The 18116-nt window shown below is 59.4% G+C and carries 12 protein-coding genes; 7 read left to right on the forward strand and 5 right to left on the reverse strand.

What is annotated here, in order from left to right; all coding sequences use genetic code 11:
* The first annotated feature begins 287 nt into the window (after positions 1 to 287).
* Entirely contained in the window at positions 288 to 1985 is a 1698-nt protein-coding gene (locus ACIOMO_RS08470; RefSeq protein WP_401239892.1) for an AMP-binding protein, read from the forward strand.
* Between the two features lie 668 nt (positions 1986 to 2653).
* Here the strand turns inward: ACIOMO_RS08470 and ACIOMO_RS08475 are convergent.
* The 3 genes from ACIOMO_RS08475 to ACIOMO_RS08485 all read right to left on the reverse strand — a co-directional run bounded on the left by ACIOMO_RS08475 (position 2654) and on the right by ACIOMO_RS08485 (position 5185).
* A complete protein-coding gene (locus tag ACIOMO_RS08475; RefSeq protein WP_401239895.1) occupies positions 2654 to 3553 on the reverse strand; it encodes a hydroxymethylglutaryl-CoA lyase in 900 nt (299 codons plus the stop codon).
* A gap of 146 nt (positions 3554 to 3699) precedes the next feature.
* Complete coding sequence (locus ACIOMO_RS08480) at positions 3700 to 4098, reverse strand: MerR family DNA-binding transcriptional regulator (protein ID WP_007917234.1); 399 nt, start codon at positions 4096 to 4098, stop codon at positions 3700 to 3702.
* A 151-nt stretch (positions 4099 to 4249) separates the two neighbouring features.
* Positions 4250 to 5185 carry a LysR family transcriptional regulator gene (locus ACIOMO_RS08485; protein ID WP_007917233.1) on the reverse strand — a complete coding sequence of 312 codons (936 nt, stop codon included), beginning with the start codon at positions 5183 to 5185 and terminating at the stop codon, positions 4250 to 4252.
* Between the two features lie 185 nt (positions 5186 to 5370).
* Between ACIOMO_RS08485 and ACIOMO_RS08490 the strand changes: the two genes are divergently transcribed.
* Complete coding sequence (locus ACIOMO_RS08490; RefSeq protein ID WP_159815580.1) at positions 5371 to 6600, forward strand: acyl-CoA dehydrogenase; 1230 nt, start codon at positions 5371 to 5373, stop codon at positions 6598 to 6600.
* A 203-nt stretch (positions 6601 to 6803) separates the two neighbouring features.
* Here ACIOMO_RS08490 and ACIOMO_RS08495 read toward each other — a convergent pair whose 3' ends face one another.
* Together ACIOMO_RS08495 and xthA are read right to left on the reverse strand one after the other, a co-directional pair.
* Positions 6804 to 8138, reverse strand: a complete 1335-nt coding sequence (locus tag ACIOMO_RS08495) for a substrate-binding domain-containing protein (protein ID WP_401239899.1) — start codon at positions 8136 to 8138, stop codon at positions 6804 to 6806.
* Between the two features lie 154 nt (positions 8139 to 8292).
* On the reverse strand, positions 8293 to 9105 hold the full coding sequence (xthA, locus tag ACIOMO_RS08500) for an exodeoxyribonuclease III (protein ID WP_401239902.1): 813 nt from the start codon (positions 9103 to 9105) through the stop codon (positions 8293 to 8295).
* A 300-nt stretch (positions 9106 to 9405) separates the two neighbouring features.
* Here xthA and ACIOMO_RS08505 point away from each other — a divergent pair, with 300 nt between their 5' ends.
* The 5 genes from ACIOMO_RS08505 to ACIOMO_RS08525 all read left to right on the forward strand — a co-directional run bounded on the left by ACIOMO_RS08505 (position 9406) and on the right by ACIOMO_RS08525 (position 18104).
* A complete protein-coding gene (locus ACIOMO_RS08505) occupies positions 9406 to 10056 on the forward strand; it encodes an N-acetyltransferase (protein ID WP_053121694.1) in 651 nt (216 codons plus the stop codon).
* A gap of 66 nt (positions 10057 to 10122) precedes the next feature.
* Complete coding sequence (locus ACIOMO_RS08510; RefSeq protein ID WP_401239905.1) at positions 10123 to 11850, forward strand: autotransporter assembly complex family protein; 1728 nt, start codon at positions 10123 to 10125, stop codon at positions 11848 to 11850.
* Positions 11847 to 15521, forward strand: coding sequence for a translocation/assembly module TamB domain-containing protein (locus tag ACIOMO_RS08515; protein WP_401239908.1), 3675 nt, complete (start codon positions 11847 to 11849; stop codon positions 15519 to 15521). The genes ACIOMO_RS08510 and ACIOMO_RS08515 overlap by 4 nt, the downstream gene beginning before the upstream one ends.
* A 641-nt stretch (positions 15522 to 16162) precedes the next feature.
* Positions 16163 to 16645 carry a MarR family winged helix-turn-helix transcriptional regulator gene (locus ACIOMO_RS08520; RefSeq protein ID WP_212551215.1) on the forward strand — a complete coding sequence of 161 codons (483 nt, stop codon included), beginning with the start codon at positions 16163 to 16165 and terminating at the stop codon, positions 16643 to 16645.
* Positions 16635 to 18104: an efflux transporter outer membrane subunit gene (locus ACIOMO_RS08525; RefSeq protein WP_401239912.1), complete on the forward strand. Its 1470-nt coding sequence runs from the start codon at positions 16635 to 16637 to the stop codon at positions 18102 to 18104. The genes ACIOMO_RS08520 and ACIOMO_RS08525 overlap by 11 nt, the downstream gene beginning before the upstream one ends.
* Positions 18105 to 18116 lie beyond the last annotated feature (12 nt).

Below are 18116 nucleotides of genomic sequence, written 5' to 3' on the forward strand. Positions count from 1 at the left end.
CTGTCAATCACCCTTTACGTTAACGTCAACTTGAGCGAGAGTAGGGGGCAGTTCAAGATTGAAAACGGATCGCTTTTTTGTGGGAGCGGGCTTTTGTGGTGAGGGGATTTATCCCCGTTCGGCTGCGAAGCAGTCGTGAAATCTGTAAATCTGATTTGTCAGGAGATATGCAGGGGCGGCTTCGCCACCCATCGGGGATAAATCCCCTCGCCACAAAGGCCAACCACAAAGCTCTCCACAAAAAGTGCAATCCGGTAAACCCACTAATAAAGACAATAGGGGTCGTCATGGATCAACCCAGTGCAAACCCGCAGCGCAGCTACACCCGTGGCTCACAGGACAAAGCCTTGCTGGCGATGACCATCGGGCAGAAGTTCGATCAGACCGTCGCGCAATATCCCGACGGCGAAGCGCTCGTCGTGCGCCATCAGCAGTTGCGTTATTCCTGGCGACAACTGGCCGATGCCGTCGACGTGCACGCCAGAGCGCTGCTCGCCCTGGGTTTACAGGCCGGCGATCGCCTCGGCATCTGGGCACCGAACTGCGCTGAGTGGTGCATCACCCAGTTCGCCACGGCGAAAATCGGCGTGATCCTGGTCAACGTCAACCCGGCCTACCGCAGTTCCGAACTGGAATACGTGCTCAAACAATCCGGCTGCCAATGGCTGGTCTGCGCCGGCGCGTTCAAGTCGTCGAACTACCACGGCATGTTGCAAGGATTGGTGTCAGAACTGGCCGAACAATCCATTGGCCAACTGCGCAGCGAGCGCCTGCCGGAATTGCGCGGGGTGATCAGTCTCGAAGCGCAACCGCCATCAGGTTTCCTGCCGTGGTCGCAACTGACTGATATGGCCGCGAGCATCTCCCCGCAACAACTCAACGAACGCAGCGACAGCCTGCACTTCGATCAACCGGTAAACATTCAATACACCTCCGGCACCACCGGTTTCCCCAAAGGCGCGACCCTCAGCCACTACAACATCCTCAACAACGGCTACATGGTCGGCGAAAGCATCGGCCTGACCCCGCACGATCGCCTGGTGATCCCGGTGCCGCTGTACCACTGCTTCGGTATGGTCATGGGCAATCTCGGCTGCGTCACTCACGGCAGCACGATGATTTACCCCAACGATGCGTTCGATCCGTTGCTGACCCTGCAGACCGTCGCCGAAGAAAAAGCCACCGGCCTCTACGGCGTGCCGACCATGTTTATCGCCATGCTCGATCAGCCGCAACGCGCCGAATTCGATCTGTCGAGCCTGCGCACCGGGATCATGGCCGGCGCCACCTGCCCGATTGAAGTGATGCGCCGGGTCATCAGCGAGATGCACATGAGCGAAGTGCAGATCGCCTACGGCATGACCGAGACCAGCCCGGTGTCGCTGCAAACCGGCCCCAACGATGAACTGGAACTGCGCGTGACCACCGTCGGCCGCACCCAGCCGCAACTGGAAAGCAAGATCATCGACGAGGCCGGCAACCTCGTGCCGCGCGGCACTATCGGCGAACTGTGCACCCGTGGTTACAGCGTGATGCTCGGCTATTGGCAAAACCCGCAAGCCACCGCTGAAGCTATCGATGAGGCTGGCTGGATGCACACCGGCGACCTGGCGAGCATGAACGAGGAGGGTTACGTCAACATCGCCGGGCGTAACAAGGACATGATCATTCGCGGCGGCGAGAACGTTTATCCGCGTGAGCTGGAAGAGTTTTTCTTCACCCATCCGGCGGTGGCGGACGTGCAGGTGATCGGCATTCCGTGCTCGCGTTACGGCGAGGAGATTGTCGCCTGGATCAAATTTCACCCCGGCCACAACGCCTCCGAGCTGGAGTTGCAAACCTGGTGCAAGGAACGCATCGCGCACTTCAAGACGCCACGGCACTTCAAGTTCGTCGAAGAGTTTCCGATGACGGTGACGGGGAAGATCCAGAAATTCAGGATGCGTGAAATAAGCATCGAAGAGCTTCGCGAAAAGCACGCCTGACACCAAACCCCTGTAGGAGTGAGCCTGCTCGCGATAGCGGTGTCCCAGTCAATATTTTCATCGACTGACACGACGCTATCGCGAGCAGGCTCACTCCTACAAGGGATATGCGTTGAAAAGAGGAATTGCAGAAAGCACAAAGGGGAGCCGAGGCTCCCCTTTAATTTTGTCGTCGCGTGCTCTTTTTTATTATTGAGGGTCGGTCTGTTGTTGTTTTTGGCAACCGTGGCCCTTTACCGCTGTTTTTGGCGACCCCCATCCGGGGTCAAGAGCAAACGTATTTTTTTGAGCGCTGATCTGCTTTCTCGTTAAACGATCCAACCGATTCGGGAGCTACCTGAAGGTAGTTTTATTGTTCTCTGCCCGGTTGCGGGTCACTCCTGAGAGCACCCTGAAAAGCACACCTTCTCCAAAAAAATCTGTTAGCTGCGTCTCTGCCGTGTTGTTTTTGTTATGTCAGAGTCGGTACGTCTTATTTTTATTGGTTTGCTGCTTTTTATTCTTGTTATGCCATAGAGATAGCATTACGCGTGCCAACTTTTAAAAAGCCTTGTAAATCAATGGTTTGTGATTTTGTAGGATTTTTCGATCAGGCCAATCCAGACAATTTGTTTCCGTGTTACTCGCTTGAGCCCACATTCCGGACACAGCGGTAACACCATCTCCCCTCACTGTGCGCTGCGCGCCTTCGCCACGCGCGAACCGCTCGGGCGACCGAGCACCGCGCTGATCCGCTGACCCGCGGCAATCAAGGCGTCCAGGTCGATTCCGGTCTTGATACCGAGGCCGTTGAGCAGGTACACCACATCTTCAGTCGCAACGTTACCGCTCGCACCTTTGGCGTACGGACAGCCGCCGAGGCCCGCGATAGAGCTGTCGAACACCGAAATGCCTTCGAGCAGACTGGCGTAGATGTTGGCCATCGCCTGACCGTAGGTGTCGTGGAAATGTCCGGCGAGTTTGTCCCGTGGCACCTGCGCCGAAACCACTTCAAATAAACGGCGAGTCGCGCCAGCAGTGCCGGTGCCGATGGTGTCGCCCAGCGAAACTTCGTAGCAGCCCATCGCGTACAGCTCGCGGGCCACCATCGCCACTTGCTCCGGCGCGACCGTGCCTTCGTAAGGGCAGCCGAGCACACAGGACACGTAACCGCGCACGGTAACGCCGTGTTGCTTCGCCGCATTCATGATCGGGGCGAAGCGCGCCAGGCTTTCGCTGATCGAGCAGTTGATGTTGCGCTGCGAGAAGGCTTCGGACGCGGCGGCGAACACCGCGACTTCCTTGACTCCGGCAGCAATCGCATCCTCAAAACCGCGCAGGTTCGGTGCCAGTGCGCCATAAGTCACGCCGGGTTTGCGCTGGATCTGCGCGAACACGTCGGCGGAACCGGCCATTTGCGGCACCCATTTGGGCGAAACGAAACTGCCGACTTCTATATAGCCAAGGCCAGCGGCGCTGAGCGCGTCGACCAGTTGCACCTTGTCGGCGACGCTGATCGGTTGGGCTTCGTTCTGCAGGCCATCGCGCGGGCCGACTTCGATCAGGCGTACTTGGGAGGGGAGGGACATGGCGGCTGACCTGCTCTTTTGAATTCGTGGAGATCCTTTGTAGGAGTGAGCCTGCTCGCGATAGCGGGGTGTCAGTCGAACAAATATTATCTGACACACCGCTATCGCGAGCAGGCTCACTCCTACAAGGGGATTTGTGTTGTCGGTTAGATCGCCTGCTGGCTCTTGAGGGTTTGTTCAAGCGCCTGCACGCAGCGCTCTTCAGCGGTATCAAGCTCCAGTTTCATCTGCTCGATATCCAGCAACTGCTGCTCCAGTTGCTCACGGCGCTCGGTGATTTTCGCCAGCATGCTGTTGAGCTGTTTGGTGTTACCGCTGGACGGGTCGTAGAGTTCGATCAGTTCGCGGCATTCGGCCAGCGAAAAACCGATGCGCTTGCCACGCAGGATCAGCTTCAGGCTGACCTTGTCGCGCGGCGAATAGATGCGTTCCTGGCCACGGCGCTCAGGGCTGAGCAGGCCTTGCTCTTCATAAAAGCGGATCGCCCGGGTGGTGATGTCCAGCTCGCGGGCGAGGTCGGAAATGCTGTAAGTCTGGCTGCTCATGGAAGCGCTCGGAAAAAGGTCTTGGCGCTAAGCTAATGGCAGGTTGACGTTTACGTCAAGCAAGAAAAAGATCGCAGCCTTCGGCAGCTCCTACAGTAAAACGCATTCCAAATGTAGGAGCTGCCGAAGGCTGCGATCTTTTGATCTTTCCTCAAACCACCTGCTTATCCAGCTTCTTCTCCTGCGCTGTCACCTGCTGGCACAACTCAATCATCTGCTCGCGCATCCAGCGATTCGCCGGATCCTGGTCAGTGCTTTCATGCCAATACAGATGCGTCTCCACCGGCGGCACATCATTCACCGGCAGATTAAACGCCTGCAGCTCATGCCGACGGGCAAAGCGTTCCGGCACGGTCATAACCATATCCGTCTGCTGCATCACCTGCGACGCCATCAAATAATGCTGCGAGCGCAGGGCGATCTTGCGCTGAATGCCCATTTTGCCCAGTGCCAGATCGACATAGCCCAGACCGCTACGGCGGCTGGAAATATGGATATGGGTCAGCGACAAATAATCATCCAGCGACAGCTTTTCCTTGCCCGCCATCGGATGGCCCTTGCGCATCGCACAGACGTAACGGTCTTCCATCAGCTTGACGTGGCGCACTTGTGGGTCGGTGTTGAGCGGCGCATCCACAGCGAAATCCAGACGCCCGGCCGCCAGTTCCTTGGTGGTCTCACGGCGTTTCGACAGGAAACTTTCGATAATCACGGTCGGTGCCAGACGGCGCAGGCGTTGAAACAGCGGCGGCAAAATCACTGCTTCGGTGAGGTCAGTCATGCTGATGCGGTAGGTCTTGACCGCTTGCGCCGGGTTGAAAATACGACTTTCCTGCACTGACACGCGCAGCAGCGACAGCGCGTTACGCACTGGACCGATGATGTTCTGCGCCATCGGCGTCGGCACCATGCCCTGAGCGGTGCGCACGAAGAGCGGGTCGTTGAAGGTTTCGCGCAGCCGTGCCAGCGCGTTGGACACCGCCGGTTGGGTGATGCCGACAATCTGCCCGGCGCGGGTCAGGTTGGCTTCGGTGTAGATCGCGTCGAAGACGATGAAAAGGTTGAGGTCGACCTTGCTCAGATTCATAACGCGGCTTCTCTTGTTATTTAGTGCGGTGTTTGGGGGGCTGGCAATCAGCCGATCATATATCGGTGATGAATGTTTATACACGCCGAGAATAGGCTAGGTAAATTATCAGCGCTGTTCTAGCATCGATTGCATGACCTAAACAACCTCTGCTCAAGAACTGCCTTAACCATCGGGAGCTGCTCATGGATTTCGCTTATTCGCCCAAGGTGCAAGAACTGCGTGAGCGCGTAACCGCGTTCATGGACACTTACGTTTACCCGGCCGAAGCCGTGTTCGAGCGCCAGGTTGCCGAAGGCGATCGCTGGCAGCCGACGGCGATCATGGAAGAACTCAAAGCCAAGGCCAAAGCCGAGGGCCTGTGGAATCTGTTTCTGCCTGAGTCGGAACTGGGTGCCGGCCTGACCAACCTCGAATACGCGCCACTGGCGGAAATCATGGGCCGCTCACTGCTCGGCCCGGAGCCGTTCAACTGCTCGGCGCCGGACACCGGCAACATGGAAGTGCTGGTGCGTTACGCCAACGAAGAGCAAAAACAACGCTGGCTGGAACCGCTGCTGCGCGGCGAGATCCGCTCGGCGTTCGCCATGACCGAACCCGATGTTGCCTCCTCCGACGCCACCAACATGGCCGCCCGCGCCGTGCGTGATGGCGACGAGTGGGTGATCAACGGCAAAAAATGGTGGACGTCCGGTGCTTGCGATCCGCGCTGCAAGATTCTGATCTTCATGGGCCTGAGCAATCCCGATGCACCGCGTCACGCGCAGCACTCGATGATCCTCGTGCCGGTCGATACGCCGGGCGTAAAAATCGTTCGTCCATTGCCAGTGTTCGGTTACGACGATGCGCCGCACGGTCACGCCGAAGTGCTGTTCGACAACGTGCGTGTGCCGTACGAAAACGTACTGTTGGGTGAAGGACGCGGCTTTGAAATTGCCCAAGGTCGTCTTGGCCCAGGCCGGATTCACCACTGCATGCGTTCGGTCGGCATGGCTGAGCGTGCACTGGAATTGATGTGCAAACGTTCGGTAAGCCGTACTGCTTTCGGCAAACCGCTGGCGCGTCTGGGCGGGAACATCGACAAGATCGCCGACTCGCGGATGGAGATCGACATGGCGCGTCTGCTGACGCTGAAAGCGGCGTACATGATGGACACCGTGGGTAACAAAATCGCGAAAAGCGAGATCGCGCAGATCAAAGTGGTTGCGCCGAACGTCGCGCTGCGCGTGATTGATCGGGCGATCCAGATGCATGGCGGGGCAGGGGTGTCGAACGATTTCCCGCTGGCTTATATGTATGCGATGCAACGGACATTGCGTCTGGCCGATGGCCCGGACGAAGTGCACCGTGCGGCGATTGGCAAGTTTGAGATCGGCAAATACGTGCCGAAGGAAATGCTGCGTAGCGAGCGCTGATCCAGCACTGCGTTATCGTTCTTCGCGAGCAGGCTCGCTCCCACAGGATCTGTGGCGTTCACACATTTAATGTGGGAGCGAGCCTGCTCGCGAAAGGGCCTGAACATTTGATCGTTCCCACGCTCCGCGTGGTAATTCCGCCATGGACGCTGAGCGTCCATGGCGGAATTACCACGCGGAGCGTGGGAACGATTTGGCGGATATCAATACACCCAAACCTCAACCCGCCGATTCTTGATCCTTCCCTCATCCGCACTGTTGGTCGCCACCGGCATCTGCGCGCCAAACCCGCGCACCTCGCGCAACACCACGCCGCTCTTCACCAACTCCCGTCGCACCGCCATCGCCCGCAATTTCGACAGCAAATCCGCACGCGCCGGGTCGTCCTTTACATCACCAAAGCCCACCAGCGTCACCGCACGATCGGTCTTGTCATGGCGCTTTATATAGTCGAACACCCGCGCCAGATCCTGACGCGCCTTGTTGTCCAGACTCGCGCTGCCTTCTTCAAAACGGAAGTTCACCGTCAGACGTTGGGCGTGACGGCTGAGGGATTGATAACCCTCGGGCATCAGCGCATTCGGCGCGACCGTCATGGCGTGCACGGTCTGACTGATAAAACCGTTGCGCGCAACAATCTCCTGACCCTGACGACTTTGCGCAAACGCCACCAGCGCTTTTGCCCATGGATTGCTGCTGTCCGGCGGCAGATAAAAGAACAGTCGCCTAGACAGCGGATAGTCCTCGGTGGCGATCAGACTATTGAGCGGCAGCATCGATTGCGACGCGCCATCGGCAATCGCCACGGCTTTGGCCTGACGCACGTAAGGCAACCCAATGAAACCGATGCCCTGCGGATCACTACTCACCGCGTCGGATAATTCCTCGCTGGATTCGAAACGTTTCGCCGCACTGCTCAGGGTTTTCCCACGACGACTGAGCACCAATTCCTTGAACGTGTCATAGGTGCCGGACTGATCATCCCGTGCATATAAATGAATAGCACCGCCGCGACCACCGAGGTCTTCCCAGGTTTTCACTTCGCCGGCGAAGATCCGCGCCAGTTGCTCAGTGTCGAGTTGCTGCAACGGGTTTTCGGGGTGAAGGATGATCGCCAGGCCATCGATGGCGATGACTTGTTCGGCGGCGGCGCTTTTCAGATCGCCGAGGGATTGCAGACTGAGCAGCTCGCTGTCCTTGATCTCGCGGGAGGAGGCGGCGAGGTCGGCGCTGGCGTTTTTCAGGGCGGTGAAACCGGTGCTGGAGCCGTGAGCGGCGACGTCGATGAGCACGCGTTTGCCTTCAGCCGTCTGGCCAACAATGCGCAATTCGTTGGCGGTGCCCGGGGTTTCGCGGTGGATCTTCAGCAGGCCTTGCTGTTGCAGCAGACCTTCGACCAATGCTGGGCCGAGTTCGGCGCCGATGGTGTTGGAACCCTGAATGCGCAACGCCGGGCCGTCGTCGGGCACCGGCAAACCGGCGGCCGACACCGTCAGCCACGCACTCAAGAGAAAGACGCACAGAACACGCAGGGTCATGCCGGCACCGAATCAAGCCAAGGGGATTGCCGGGGAGATTAAGTCAGGCGCATGACCAAAAGATGACAGATCAAAAGATCGCAGCCTGCGGCAGCTCCTACAGGGGAACGCATTCCAATTGTAGGAGCTGCCGCAGGCTGCGATCTTTTGATTTTTAGCTCAATTCAAGCCAGATCGGCGCATGGTCGGACGGCTTTTCCATCCCGCGCAATTCATAATCCACGCCCGCCGCCTTCACCCGCGGCAACAAACCATGCGACGCCAGAATCACATCAATGCGCAGCCCGCGCTTCGGCTCATCCTCAAAACCACGGCTGCGGTAATCGAACCAGCTGAACATATCGGTCACGTCCGGGTTCAGGTGGCGATAGCTGTCGGTCAGGCCCCAGTTCTTCAGGCGCGCCATCCACTCGCGCTCTTCCGGCAGGAAGCTGCATTTGCCGGTTTTCAGCCAGCGCTTCATGTTGTCCGGGCCGATGCCGATGTCGCAGTCTTCCGGGGAAATGTTCACATCGCCCATCACCACGACCGGTTGTTCGTTGTGGAACTGGCTTTCCAGCAGTGCTTGCAGGTCGCTGTAGAAACGCTGCTTGGCGGGGAATTTGGTCGGGTGGTCGCGGCTTTCGCCCTGTGGGAAATAGCCGTTCATGATCGTCACCGGCACGCCATTGGCGTCGGCGAAGGTGCCCCAGATAAAGCGCCGCTGGGCGTCTTCGTCGTCGGTGGCGAAACCCTTGTGAATGGCGATCGGTTCCTGACGCGACATCATCGCTACGCCGTAGTGACCTTTCTGCCCGTGGAAATACACGTGGTAGCCGAGGGCGCGGACTTCTTCGAGCGGGAACTGGTCGTCGTGGACTTTGGTTTCCTGCAGGCCGATCACGTCCGGCTGGTGTTTTTCGATCAGCGCTGCCAGCTGATGCGGACGGGCGCGCAGTCCGTTGATGTTGAAGGAAACGATCTTCATGGTCGGCAGTCCTGGCAAAAGGGCGATGCTAGCTGACATGGGGGAGATGGGCCAGTGTGGGGTGGGAGAAATCATTTTTGGCTGTGGGATTTGTGGTGTGTGCAAAGGCGCCATCGCGAGCAGGCTCACTCCTACAGGGGAACTCATTCCAAATGTAGGAGTGAGCCTGCTCGCGATAGGGTCCGCCCGGTCGATGAAGATCCAAGCTTGGTCTATACCTGTGGGGAACTGTGCCAACGCCAAAAGGTTCGTACCAACAAGAGCGCCGCCATTTGACGCGCCCCGGGGAGAATCACTGTCATGCCTGAAACCCAGACCGCCATCGCCGACATTCATATGCTCGACCGCGGTTATTCCCGCGAAGCCCGATCGCTGCTTTATCAGGCCTATCGCCACGAACCGACCTTCGGCTACCTGTTCGAAGCCGAGCGCCCAGGCTACGAGCAACGCGTTCGCGCCACCGTGCGTGAATTGGTCAAACAACATTTCCTCCAGGACTTGCCGGCCATCGGCCTGTTGGTCAACGACCGCTTGATCGGCATCGCCCTGATCGCGCCACCGCAACGACGCTTGGGCATCACCGAAAGTTGGGCCTGGCGCCTGCGCATGGTGCTCAGCACCGGTTTCCGTTGCACCCGCCGCTATCTCGAATACCACGACGCCGTTTCCGCGTGCGTGCCGACCGAGTCAGTGCACATGCTGCCGCTGCTGGGCATTCATCCGCAGTTCCAGGGCAAACACTTTGGTGAGCAACTGCTGACCGCCGTGCACAACTGGTGCGCCGTCGATGAAACCTCGCAAGGCGTGGTGCTCGACACCGGCAATCCACGTTATCTGGAATTCTATAAAAGGCAGGGTTACGAGGAGATCGGCGAGGTTGCCGTCGGCCCGGTGCGAGAACACGTATTTTTCCACGCCAATCCGCAAGTGTTACAAACGGCGACTGCTTAAGCGTCGAACTTTTCGAGACAAGTCTTGATCTATCACGCTCCCAAGCTCGTGATAGCATCCGCGCCTATGAAGTTTCCAGGAAGATTTACCAGTGGCGTGCTCATGCTGTTATCCAGCTGCGCGGCGCTGGCGCAAAGTGAATTGGATGTGCGGATCAAACCGTCCAACGATGAACTGAAGGCCAATATAGAAGGCTATATCGGCAGCCTCGGTGACCGTGACGAAGAAGCCTTGCTGCGCTTCAGTCGCGGTGCCGAAGAGCAGGCGCGCAAAGCGGCCCAGGCGTTGGGCTACTACCAGCCGCAGATTGAAAGTGACGTGAAGGGCGGCGAAAAACCGCGCCTGGTGCTGAACATCGATCCCGGCGAACCGATTCGTCTGCGCAACGTCACCATCCGTGTCGACGGCCCGGCTGCCTCCCTCAAATCCTTTCGTGTACCGAAAAGCGACGTGCTCAAGTCCGGCGCGGTGCTCAATCATGGGCGTTATGAAGACGCCAAAAGAATTATTCAGAATCAGGCTTCACGCTTCGGTTTCTTTAGCGGCCACTTCACCAGCCAAAAACTCCTGGTCGACCCGCGCGCGGGTGTCGCCGATGTTGAGTTGATCTACGACAGCGGCCCGCGTTATGCGCTGGGCCGCGTCAAATTCGAAGGCGACACGCCGTTCGACGAAGACCTACTGCAACGAATGGTGCCGTTCAAGGAAGGCGAGCCGTACGACTCGGAGCTGATCGCCGAACTCAACCGCGACCTGCAATCGAGCGGCTATTTCGAAGGCGTGCGCGTCGATGCCGCACCGACTGCCGCGAAGAATGATGTGATCCCGGTCGACGTCAAACTCGACACACGCAAACCGCGCACCATGGGCCTTGGCCTCGGTTACTCGACCGACGTCGGCCCACGTATCAAAGCCAACTGGACGCGCCACTGGGTCAACCCGCAGGGCGACAGTTATGGCTGGGAGGCCGAACTCTCGGCGCCACGGCAAAACGTCGGGCTGTTCTACGATATCCCGCTCGACCCGCCACTGACCGACAAACTGCGCTGGGCCGGCGGCTATCAATTTGAAGACATCGACGGCTCCGACACGTTGAGCAAGCTGCTGACCTTCGGACCGGAATGGCACAGCAAATTGCCGAGCGGCTGGCAGCGGGTGATCTCCCTGAAATGGCAGCGCGAAGAGTACGAACTCGGTGACGACTCAGGCCTGAGTACTTTGCTGATGCCTGGCATCAGCTACTCGTACCTGAAAAGCGACAACCGCATCGACCCGCACAACGGCTATCGCCTGAGCTTCGAAAGCAAAGTGGCGAAAGAAGGCCTCGGTTCGGATAACAACCTTCTATATGGCACCGCGCTGGTCAAAGGCCTGACCACGGTGTTCGACAAACACCGCTTGCTCGGTCGCGTGCAGGTCGGCGGTAGCGCCACCAACGGCTATAAATCGATGCCGCCGTCGCTGCGCTTCTTCGCCGGTGGCGATCAGAGCGTGCGCGGTTACGACTACCAGAGCCTGTCCCCGGAAAACTCCGAGGGCGATCGCATCGGTGGCCGTTACATGGTCGCCGGCAGCGTTGAATATCAATACTCGATCGCGGAAAAATGGCGCGTGGCGACCTTCGTCGATCAGGGCAACTCTTTCAATAAACTCGAACTGCCGAACCTCAAGACCGGGGTCGGTATTGGTGTGCGCTGGGTCTCGCCGGTCGGGCCGATCCGCCTCGATCTGGCCCACGCACTCGACGACGACGGCGGCATCCGGCTGCACTTTTCCATGGGGCCTGAGCTGTGAAGCGTGGTTTGAAAATAACGGCACTCACGCTATCGGCGCTGGTGTTGTTGATTGTATTGAGCGTCGCCACGGTGCTCGGCACACAGGCCGGCAGCCGTTGGGTGTTGGGTCTGGTGCCGGGCCTCAGCGTCGAGAATTTTCAGGGTCGTCTCGGTGGCCAGTGGAGCGCCGATCATCTGCTCTGGCAGCAAGACACCAGCCGCGTCGAGCTGAACAAGGCGATTTTCGCCTGGTCGCCGCTGTGCCTGACGCGCATGACGTTGTGCATCGAACAGCTCAAGGCTGATCAGGTCATCCTGCAATTTCCGCCAAGTGAAGAAACCACTGAAAGCGGCCCGATCAAACTGCCGGATCTGCAATTGCCGGTAGCGATCGAGCTGGGCGACGTGCAGGTCGGCAGTCTGCTGTTTAACGGCAGCGAGCAACTGAAAGGTTTGCAACTGGCGGCGTATTGGACGGCGCAAGGCATGCAGATCGACAGCATCAAATTGCAGCGCGACGACCTCAGCCTGAACCTGTCCGGCACCCTCGCGCCGACCGGTAACTGGCCGTTGAACATCGCCGGTGACCTGACGTTGCCATCGCCGGATAAGGGCCCATGGACGCTGGCGCTAAAAATCGACGGCGACCTGCTGAAAACCCTCAACCTGCACGCCGACAGTCGTGGCTACCTCGACGGCCAATTGAGCGGCGAGTTGCAACCGCTGGTGGAAAACCTGCCGGCCAAGCTGCGTATCACCAGCGACGCGTTCAAACCAAGCGCCGATCTGCCGGACACCCTGCAACTTAATCAACTGCTGCTGACCGCCGAAGGCGACCTGAAAAACGGTTACCAGTTAAACGGCAACGCTGCGCTGCCCGCCGATAAAGGCCCGGTCGCGTTGTTACTCAAAGGCAAAGTTGACGCCAGTGGCGCGCAAATCGCCGGCCTCGACCTGAGCGCCAACGACAAGCAAAGCCTCAAGCTCACCGGCAGCGTCGACTGGAGCAAAGGCCTCATGGCGCAAGCCAACATCAATTGGCAGGACTTCCCGTGGCACCGGCTCTATAACGAAATCGACGAGCCACAAGTCGCTTTACGTACCTTCACTGGCGAAGTCTCCTACACCGACGGTCAATACCTCGGCAACTTCGCCGCCGCACTGGATGGCCCGGCGGGCGCGTTCACTCTGAGCAGTCCGTTCAGCGGCAACCTCAAGCAGATCGCTTTGCCGCAATTGAAAATGGAAGCCGGGCAGGGCAAGGCTGAAGGGCACGTCAACGTGCAGTTCGCCGACGGCATCGCCTGGGACACCGCGCTGGATCTCTCGGCGCTGAACCCGGCGTACTGGGTTGCCGAATTACCGGGCACCTTGGCCGGGCCGCTGAAAAGCGAAGGCGAGATGAAGAATGAGCGTCTGAGCCTGACCGCTGATCTCGACCTCAAAGGCAAACTGCGCGGGCAACCGGCGATCCTGCAAGCCAAGGCCGACGGCGCTGGCGAACAGTGGAACCTGAATGCCCTGCAAATTCGCCTCGGCGACAACAGCATCAACGGCAAGGGCAGCCTGCAACAGAAACTCACCGGGCAGATCGACATCAAACTGGCGCGTCTGGCCCAGCTCTGGCCAGAACTGCGCGGGCAGATTAATGGCCGCGTCGACGTCGCCGGCACGCTGAAAGCCCCGCAGGGCAAACTCGGTCTGCAAGGTTCACAACTGGCGTTCCAGGATAATCGCCTGCAAAGCCTCAACCTCGACGCCACCCTCGACAGTGCGCAACGGGCGAAAATCGACCTCAAGGGCAGTGGCATTCAGGCCGGGGATACGTCTTTGGGCACGCTGACCGCCAGCGCTCAAGGCGACATCAAGAGCCAGAAACTCAGCCTCGACCTGCTTGGGCCGAAGTTGAAACTGGCCCTCGGTCTCGACGGCAATCTGGATAAGGGCAACTGGCGCGGCCGTTTGGCCAGCGGTGATATTCAGGCCGGTGGCCAGGACTGGAAGCTGCAAAACCCGGCCAAACTCGAGCGTCTGGCTGACGGCAAAATCAACTTCGGCGCGCATTGCTGGCTGTCCGGCGGCGCGAGCCTGTGCGGCGAAGATCAGCGCCTGATGCCCGAGCCGAAACTGCGCTATCACCTCAAGCAGTTCCCGATCGAAAGCCTCGCGCAATGGCTGCCGAAGGATTTCGCCTGGCAGGGCAAGCTCAACGCCGATCTGCAACTGGATCTGCCGGCCAGCGGCCCGAACGGCGTGGTCAGCATCGACGCCAGCGGCGGCACTTTGCGCATGAAAGAAAAGGATCAGTGGCTGGACTTCCCGTACCAGACGCTCAAGCTCACCAGCAAACTCACGCCGAAGCGCGTCGACACCGACCTCAACTTCGTCGGCGGCAAGCTCGGCGAACTGATGGTGCAGGCGCAGCTCAACCCGCTGCCGAAAAACAAACCGCTAAGCGGCTCGTTCCGCCTCACCGGTCTGGATCTGTCGGTGGCGCGGCCGTTTGTGCCGATGGTCGAGAAACTCACCGGGCGCCTGAACGGCAGCGGCACGATCTCCGGTGGCCTGCTGGCGCCATTGGTCAACGGCACGGTGCAACTCAGTGACGGCGAAGTGTCCGGCGCCGAGTTGCCGATGGAGCTGCAGGATCTGCAACTCACCGCATTGATCGCCGGTGAATCGGTGCGTCTGGACGGCGGCTGGAAAAGCGGCAAGAGCGGGCAGGGCAGCTTGAACGGTAACGTCGCCTGGGGTCAGGCGCTGGTGGTCGATCTGGCGCTGAAAGGCACGCAGTTGCCGGTCACTGTCGAACCGTACGCCAAACTCGAAATGGCGCCGGATCTGAAAATTTCCATGGCCGGCGATGAGCTGAAAATCGCCGGTAAAGTGCGGGTGCCGAAAGGCGAAATCACCGTGCGTGAACTGCCGCCATCGACGGTGAAAGTCTCTGACGACACGATCATCGTCGGCGCGCAGACCGAAGAGGGCAAGCCGCCAGTCGCGATGAAAATGGACATCGACGTGGAGGTTGGCGACGACAAACTCGCCTTCGCCGGTTTTGGCCTGACCGCCAACGTGCAGGGTCATGTGCACATCGGCGACAACATGGACACCCGTGGCGAACTGTGGCTCAACGATGGCAAATACAGTGCTTACGGTCAGCGCTTGTCCGTGCGGCGTGCTCGCCTGCTGTTCGCCGGGCCCATCGATCAGCCATACCTGGACATCGAAGCGATTCGCCAGACCGACGACGTGATCGCCGGTATCCGCCTCAGCGGCAGCGCCGAACAGCCGACCACGCAGGTCTTCTCCGAACCGGCGATGAGCCAGGAGCAGGCGCTGTCCTATCTGGTACTCGGCCGTCCGCTGAGCACCAACGGCGAAGACAACAACATGCTCGCGCAAGCGGCGTTGGGGTTGGGCTTGATGGGCAGTGCCGGGGTGACCAGCAGCCTGGCTAAAGATCTGGGGATTCAGGACTTCCAGCTCGACACGGCGGGCAGCGGCGATGCCACCAGCGTAGTGGCCAGCGGCAATATTACCGAGAAGCTCAGTTTGCGTTATGGCGTTGGCGTGTTTGAACCGGCCAGCACCATTGCCTTGCGCTACAAGCTGAGCAAAAAGGTCTACGTCGAAGCGGCGAGTGGCGTCGCGAGTTCGCTGGATATCTTCTACAAGCGCGATTTCTAGAACGCGCTCCCTCCTAGACCGAGTCGCTTCCTTCGCGAGCAGGCTCGCTCCCACAGGGGATCTCCAACAGACGCAAAATTTGCATCGAACGGAGATCCAGTGTGGGAGCGGGCTTGCTCGCGAAGGCGTCCGCGCGGGCAGCACAAAAACCAAGCCGCGAGTTCGCTGGATATCTTCTACAAGCGCGATTTCTAACCGAGCTCCCTCCAAAACCGAGTCGCACCCTTCGCGAGCAAGCCCGCTCCCACAGGGGATCTCCAACAGACGCAAAATTTGCATCGAACGGAGATCCGGTGTGGGAGCGGGCTTGCTCGCGAAGGCGTCCGCGCAGGCAGCACAAAGACCAAGCCATATCTTCTACAAGCGCGATTTCTAGACCGCGCTTCCTCCTAAACCGAGTTGTACCCTTCGCGAGCAAGCCCGCTCCCACACTGGGTCTCCAACAGACGCAAAATTTGCATCGAACGGAGATCCAGTGTGGGAGCGGGCTTGCTCGCGAAGGCGTCCGCACGGGGCAACACAAAAACCAAGCCCACTGGTCAACTAATTGCTAAGCAACCTAACTATTGCGTTGACATTCGCTGCCTAGGCAGTAACATCTCGACATACATTCACTGCCTAGGCAGTTATTAGGTGAGCAAATGAAGCATTTCACCCCGGACGAATTCAAACACTGCCATCTCGGCCTGTTGCTTGGCCGTGCTGCGCTGCTCAAAGACCGGATCATCGACACCCACATGGAACCCCACGGCATCACCGCCGCGCAGTTCAAGGTGTTGATCATCATGGCCCAGTACGGCGTCGATACCCCGGCCGAACTGTGCCGGCATCTGTCGCTCGACAGCGGTTCGATGACGCGCATGCTCGATCGTCTGGAGCAGAAAGGTTTTCTGGCTCGCCAACGCAGCGAAGGCGACCGCCGTCAGGTGCAACTGACCCTGACCGAGCAAGGCCAGTTACTGGCCGATCGCCTGCCGCACATCGGCGCCGACGCGATGAATGAACTGGCGGGCGCCGTCACTCCGGACGAGTTGAAGACCCTGGAATACATCCTCAAGAAAATCCTGCTGGCAGCCGGTGACCCGATCACTATCCAGCGGTTAGGTGAACACAATGAGCGGTAAAACCTTGCGCAGCAGCCTGACGCTGGTGCTGTCGGCGATGATCCTCGCCGGTTGCGCCAACTACAGCGGCCTCGACACTCAAGGCCAGAACCTTGATGCGAAAAGCCTGAAAGTCGGCCAATCCCTCAACGGCGTGACCCTGTCGCCAGCCGCATGGCCGAAAAGCGATTGGTGGACCAGCCTCGGCGATCCGCAACTCGACGGCTTGATCCGCGAAGCCCTGCACGACAGCCCGGACATGCAGATCGCCGCAGCACGCGCCCACCAGGCCAGCGCCGCCGCCTATGCCGCCGATGCCGAACGCTATCCGACCCTCGACGCCAGCGCCGGCATCAGCCGCTCGCGTCTGGCCAAGGATCAGGATCCGCTGGGGCAGGGCGATGCCTACGCCACCGTGCGTAATGTCAGCGCCGGCTTCAATTACAACTTCGATCTGTGGGGCGGCCAGCGCGATGCCTGGGAAGCTGCACTCGGTCAGGCCCGCGCCGCCGAAGTCGATCGTCAGGCGGCACAGTTGACCCTCGCTGCCGACGTCGCTCGCGCTTACAGCGATCTCGGTCAGGCGCACATCGTTTATGACCTGTCCAACGACGACCTCAAACGCACCAAACAAATGCTCGACCTGAGCCAGCGTCGCTTGAGTGCGGGGATCGACAGCCAGTATCAATACCAACAAACGCAAAGTCTGGAAGCCACGTCTGAGGCCAACCTGATCGACGCGGAAAAACGCCTGAACAGCGCCAAAATTGCGCTGGCCGTGCTGCTCGGCAAAGGCCCGGATCGCGGCAATGAAATTGCCCGGCCGAAAGTCCTGCAAGCCAGCGCCGTCGCGGTGCCGTCGGTATTGCCGGCCGAGCTGCTCGGTCGTCGTCCGGATCTGGTCGCCGCACGTTGGCGCGTAGAAGCCGCGAGCAAAGACATCGACTCGGCGAAAACCCGCTTCTATCCCAACTTGAACCTGTCGGCCTCGGCCGGTGCCGAATCTTTGTTGGGTGACGCGATGTTTGGTTCGGCCAGTCGATTCTTCAACATTGCCCCGACCATTTCGGTGCCGATCTTCGACGGCGGACGCCTGCGCGCCAACCTCGACGCGCGCGACGCCGATTACGATCTGGCAGTGGCGCAGTACAACAAAAATCTGGTGCAAGCACTGGGCGATGTCAGCGACACGATCAACCAGTTGCGTGATATCGGCCGGCAGATCGGCGCGCAGCAACACGCCACCGAGATTGCTCAGGATTCTTACAACACCGTCGTCCAGCGTTACGGTTCCGGCATCGGCAACTACCTGGACGTGCTCAGCATCGAGCAGCAATTGCTGCAGGCCCAGCGTCAACTGGCCAACCTCAATGCCGAGCAGATCGACCTGTCGATTCAACTGATGCAAGCGCTGGGCGGCGGCTTCCAGGGGCAGACCCTGACCGCAGCCAACGCCACCCCAGCCACGCCGCACAACTAATTCAAGGTAATT

The organism is Pseudomonas sp. NPDC087804 (assembly GCF_044742965.1).
GTDB lineage: Bacteria > Pseudomonadota > Gammaproteobacteria > Pseudomonadales > Pseudomonadaceae > Aquipseudomonas > Aquipseudomonas rustica.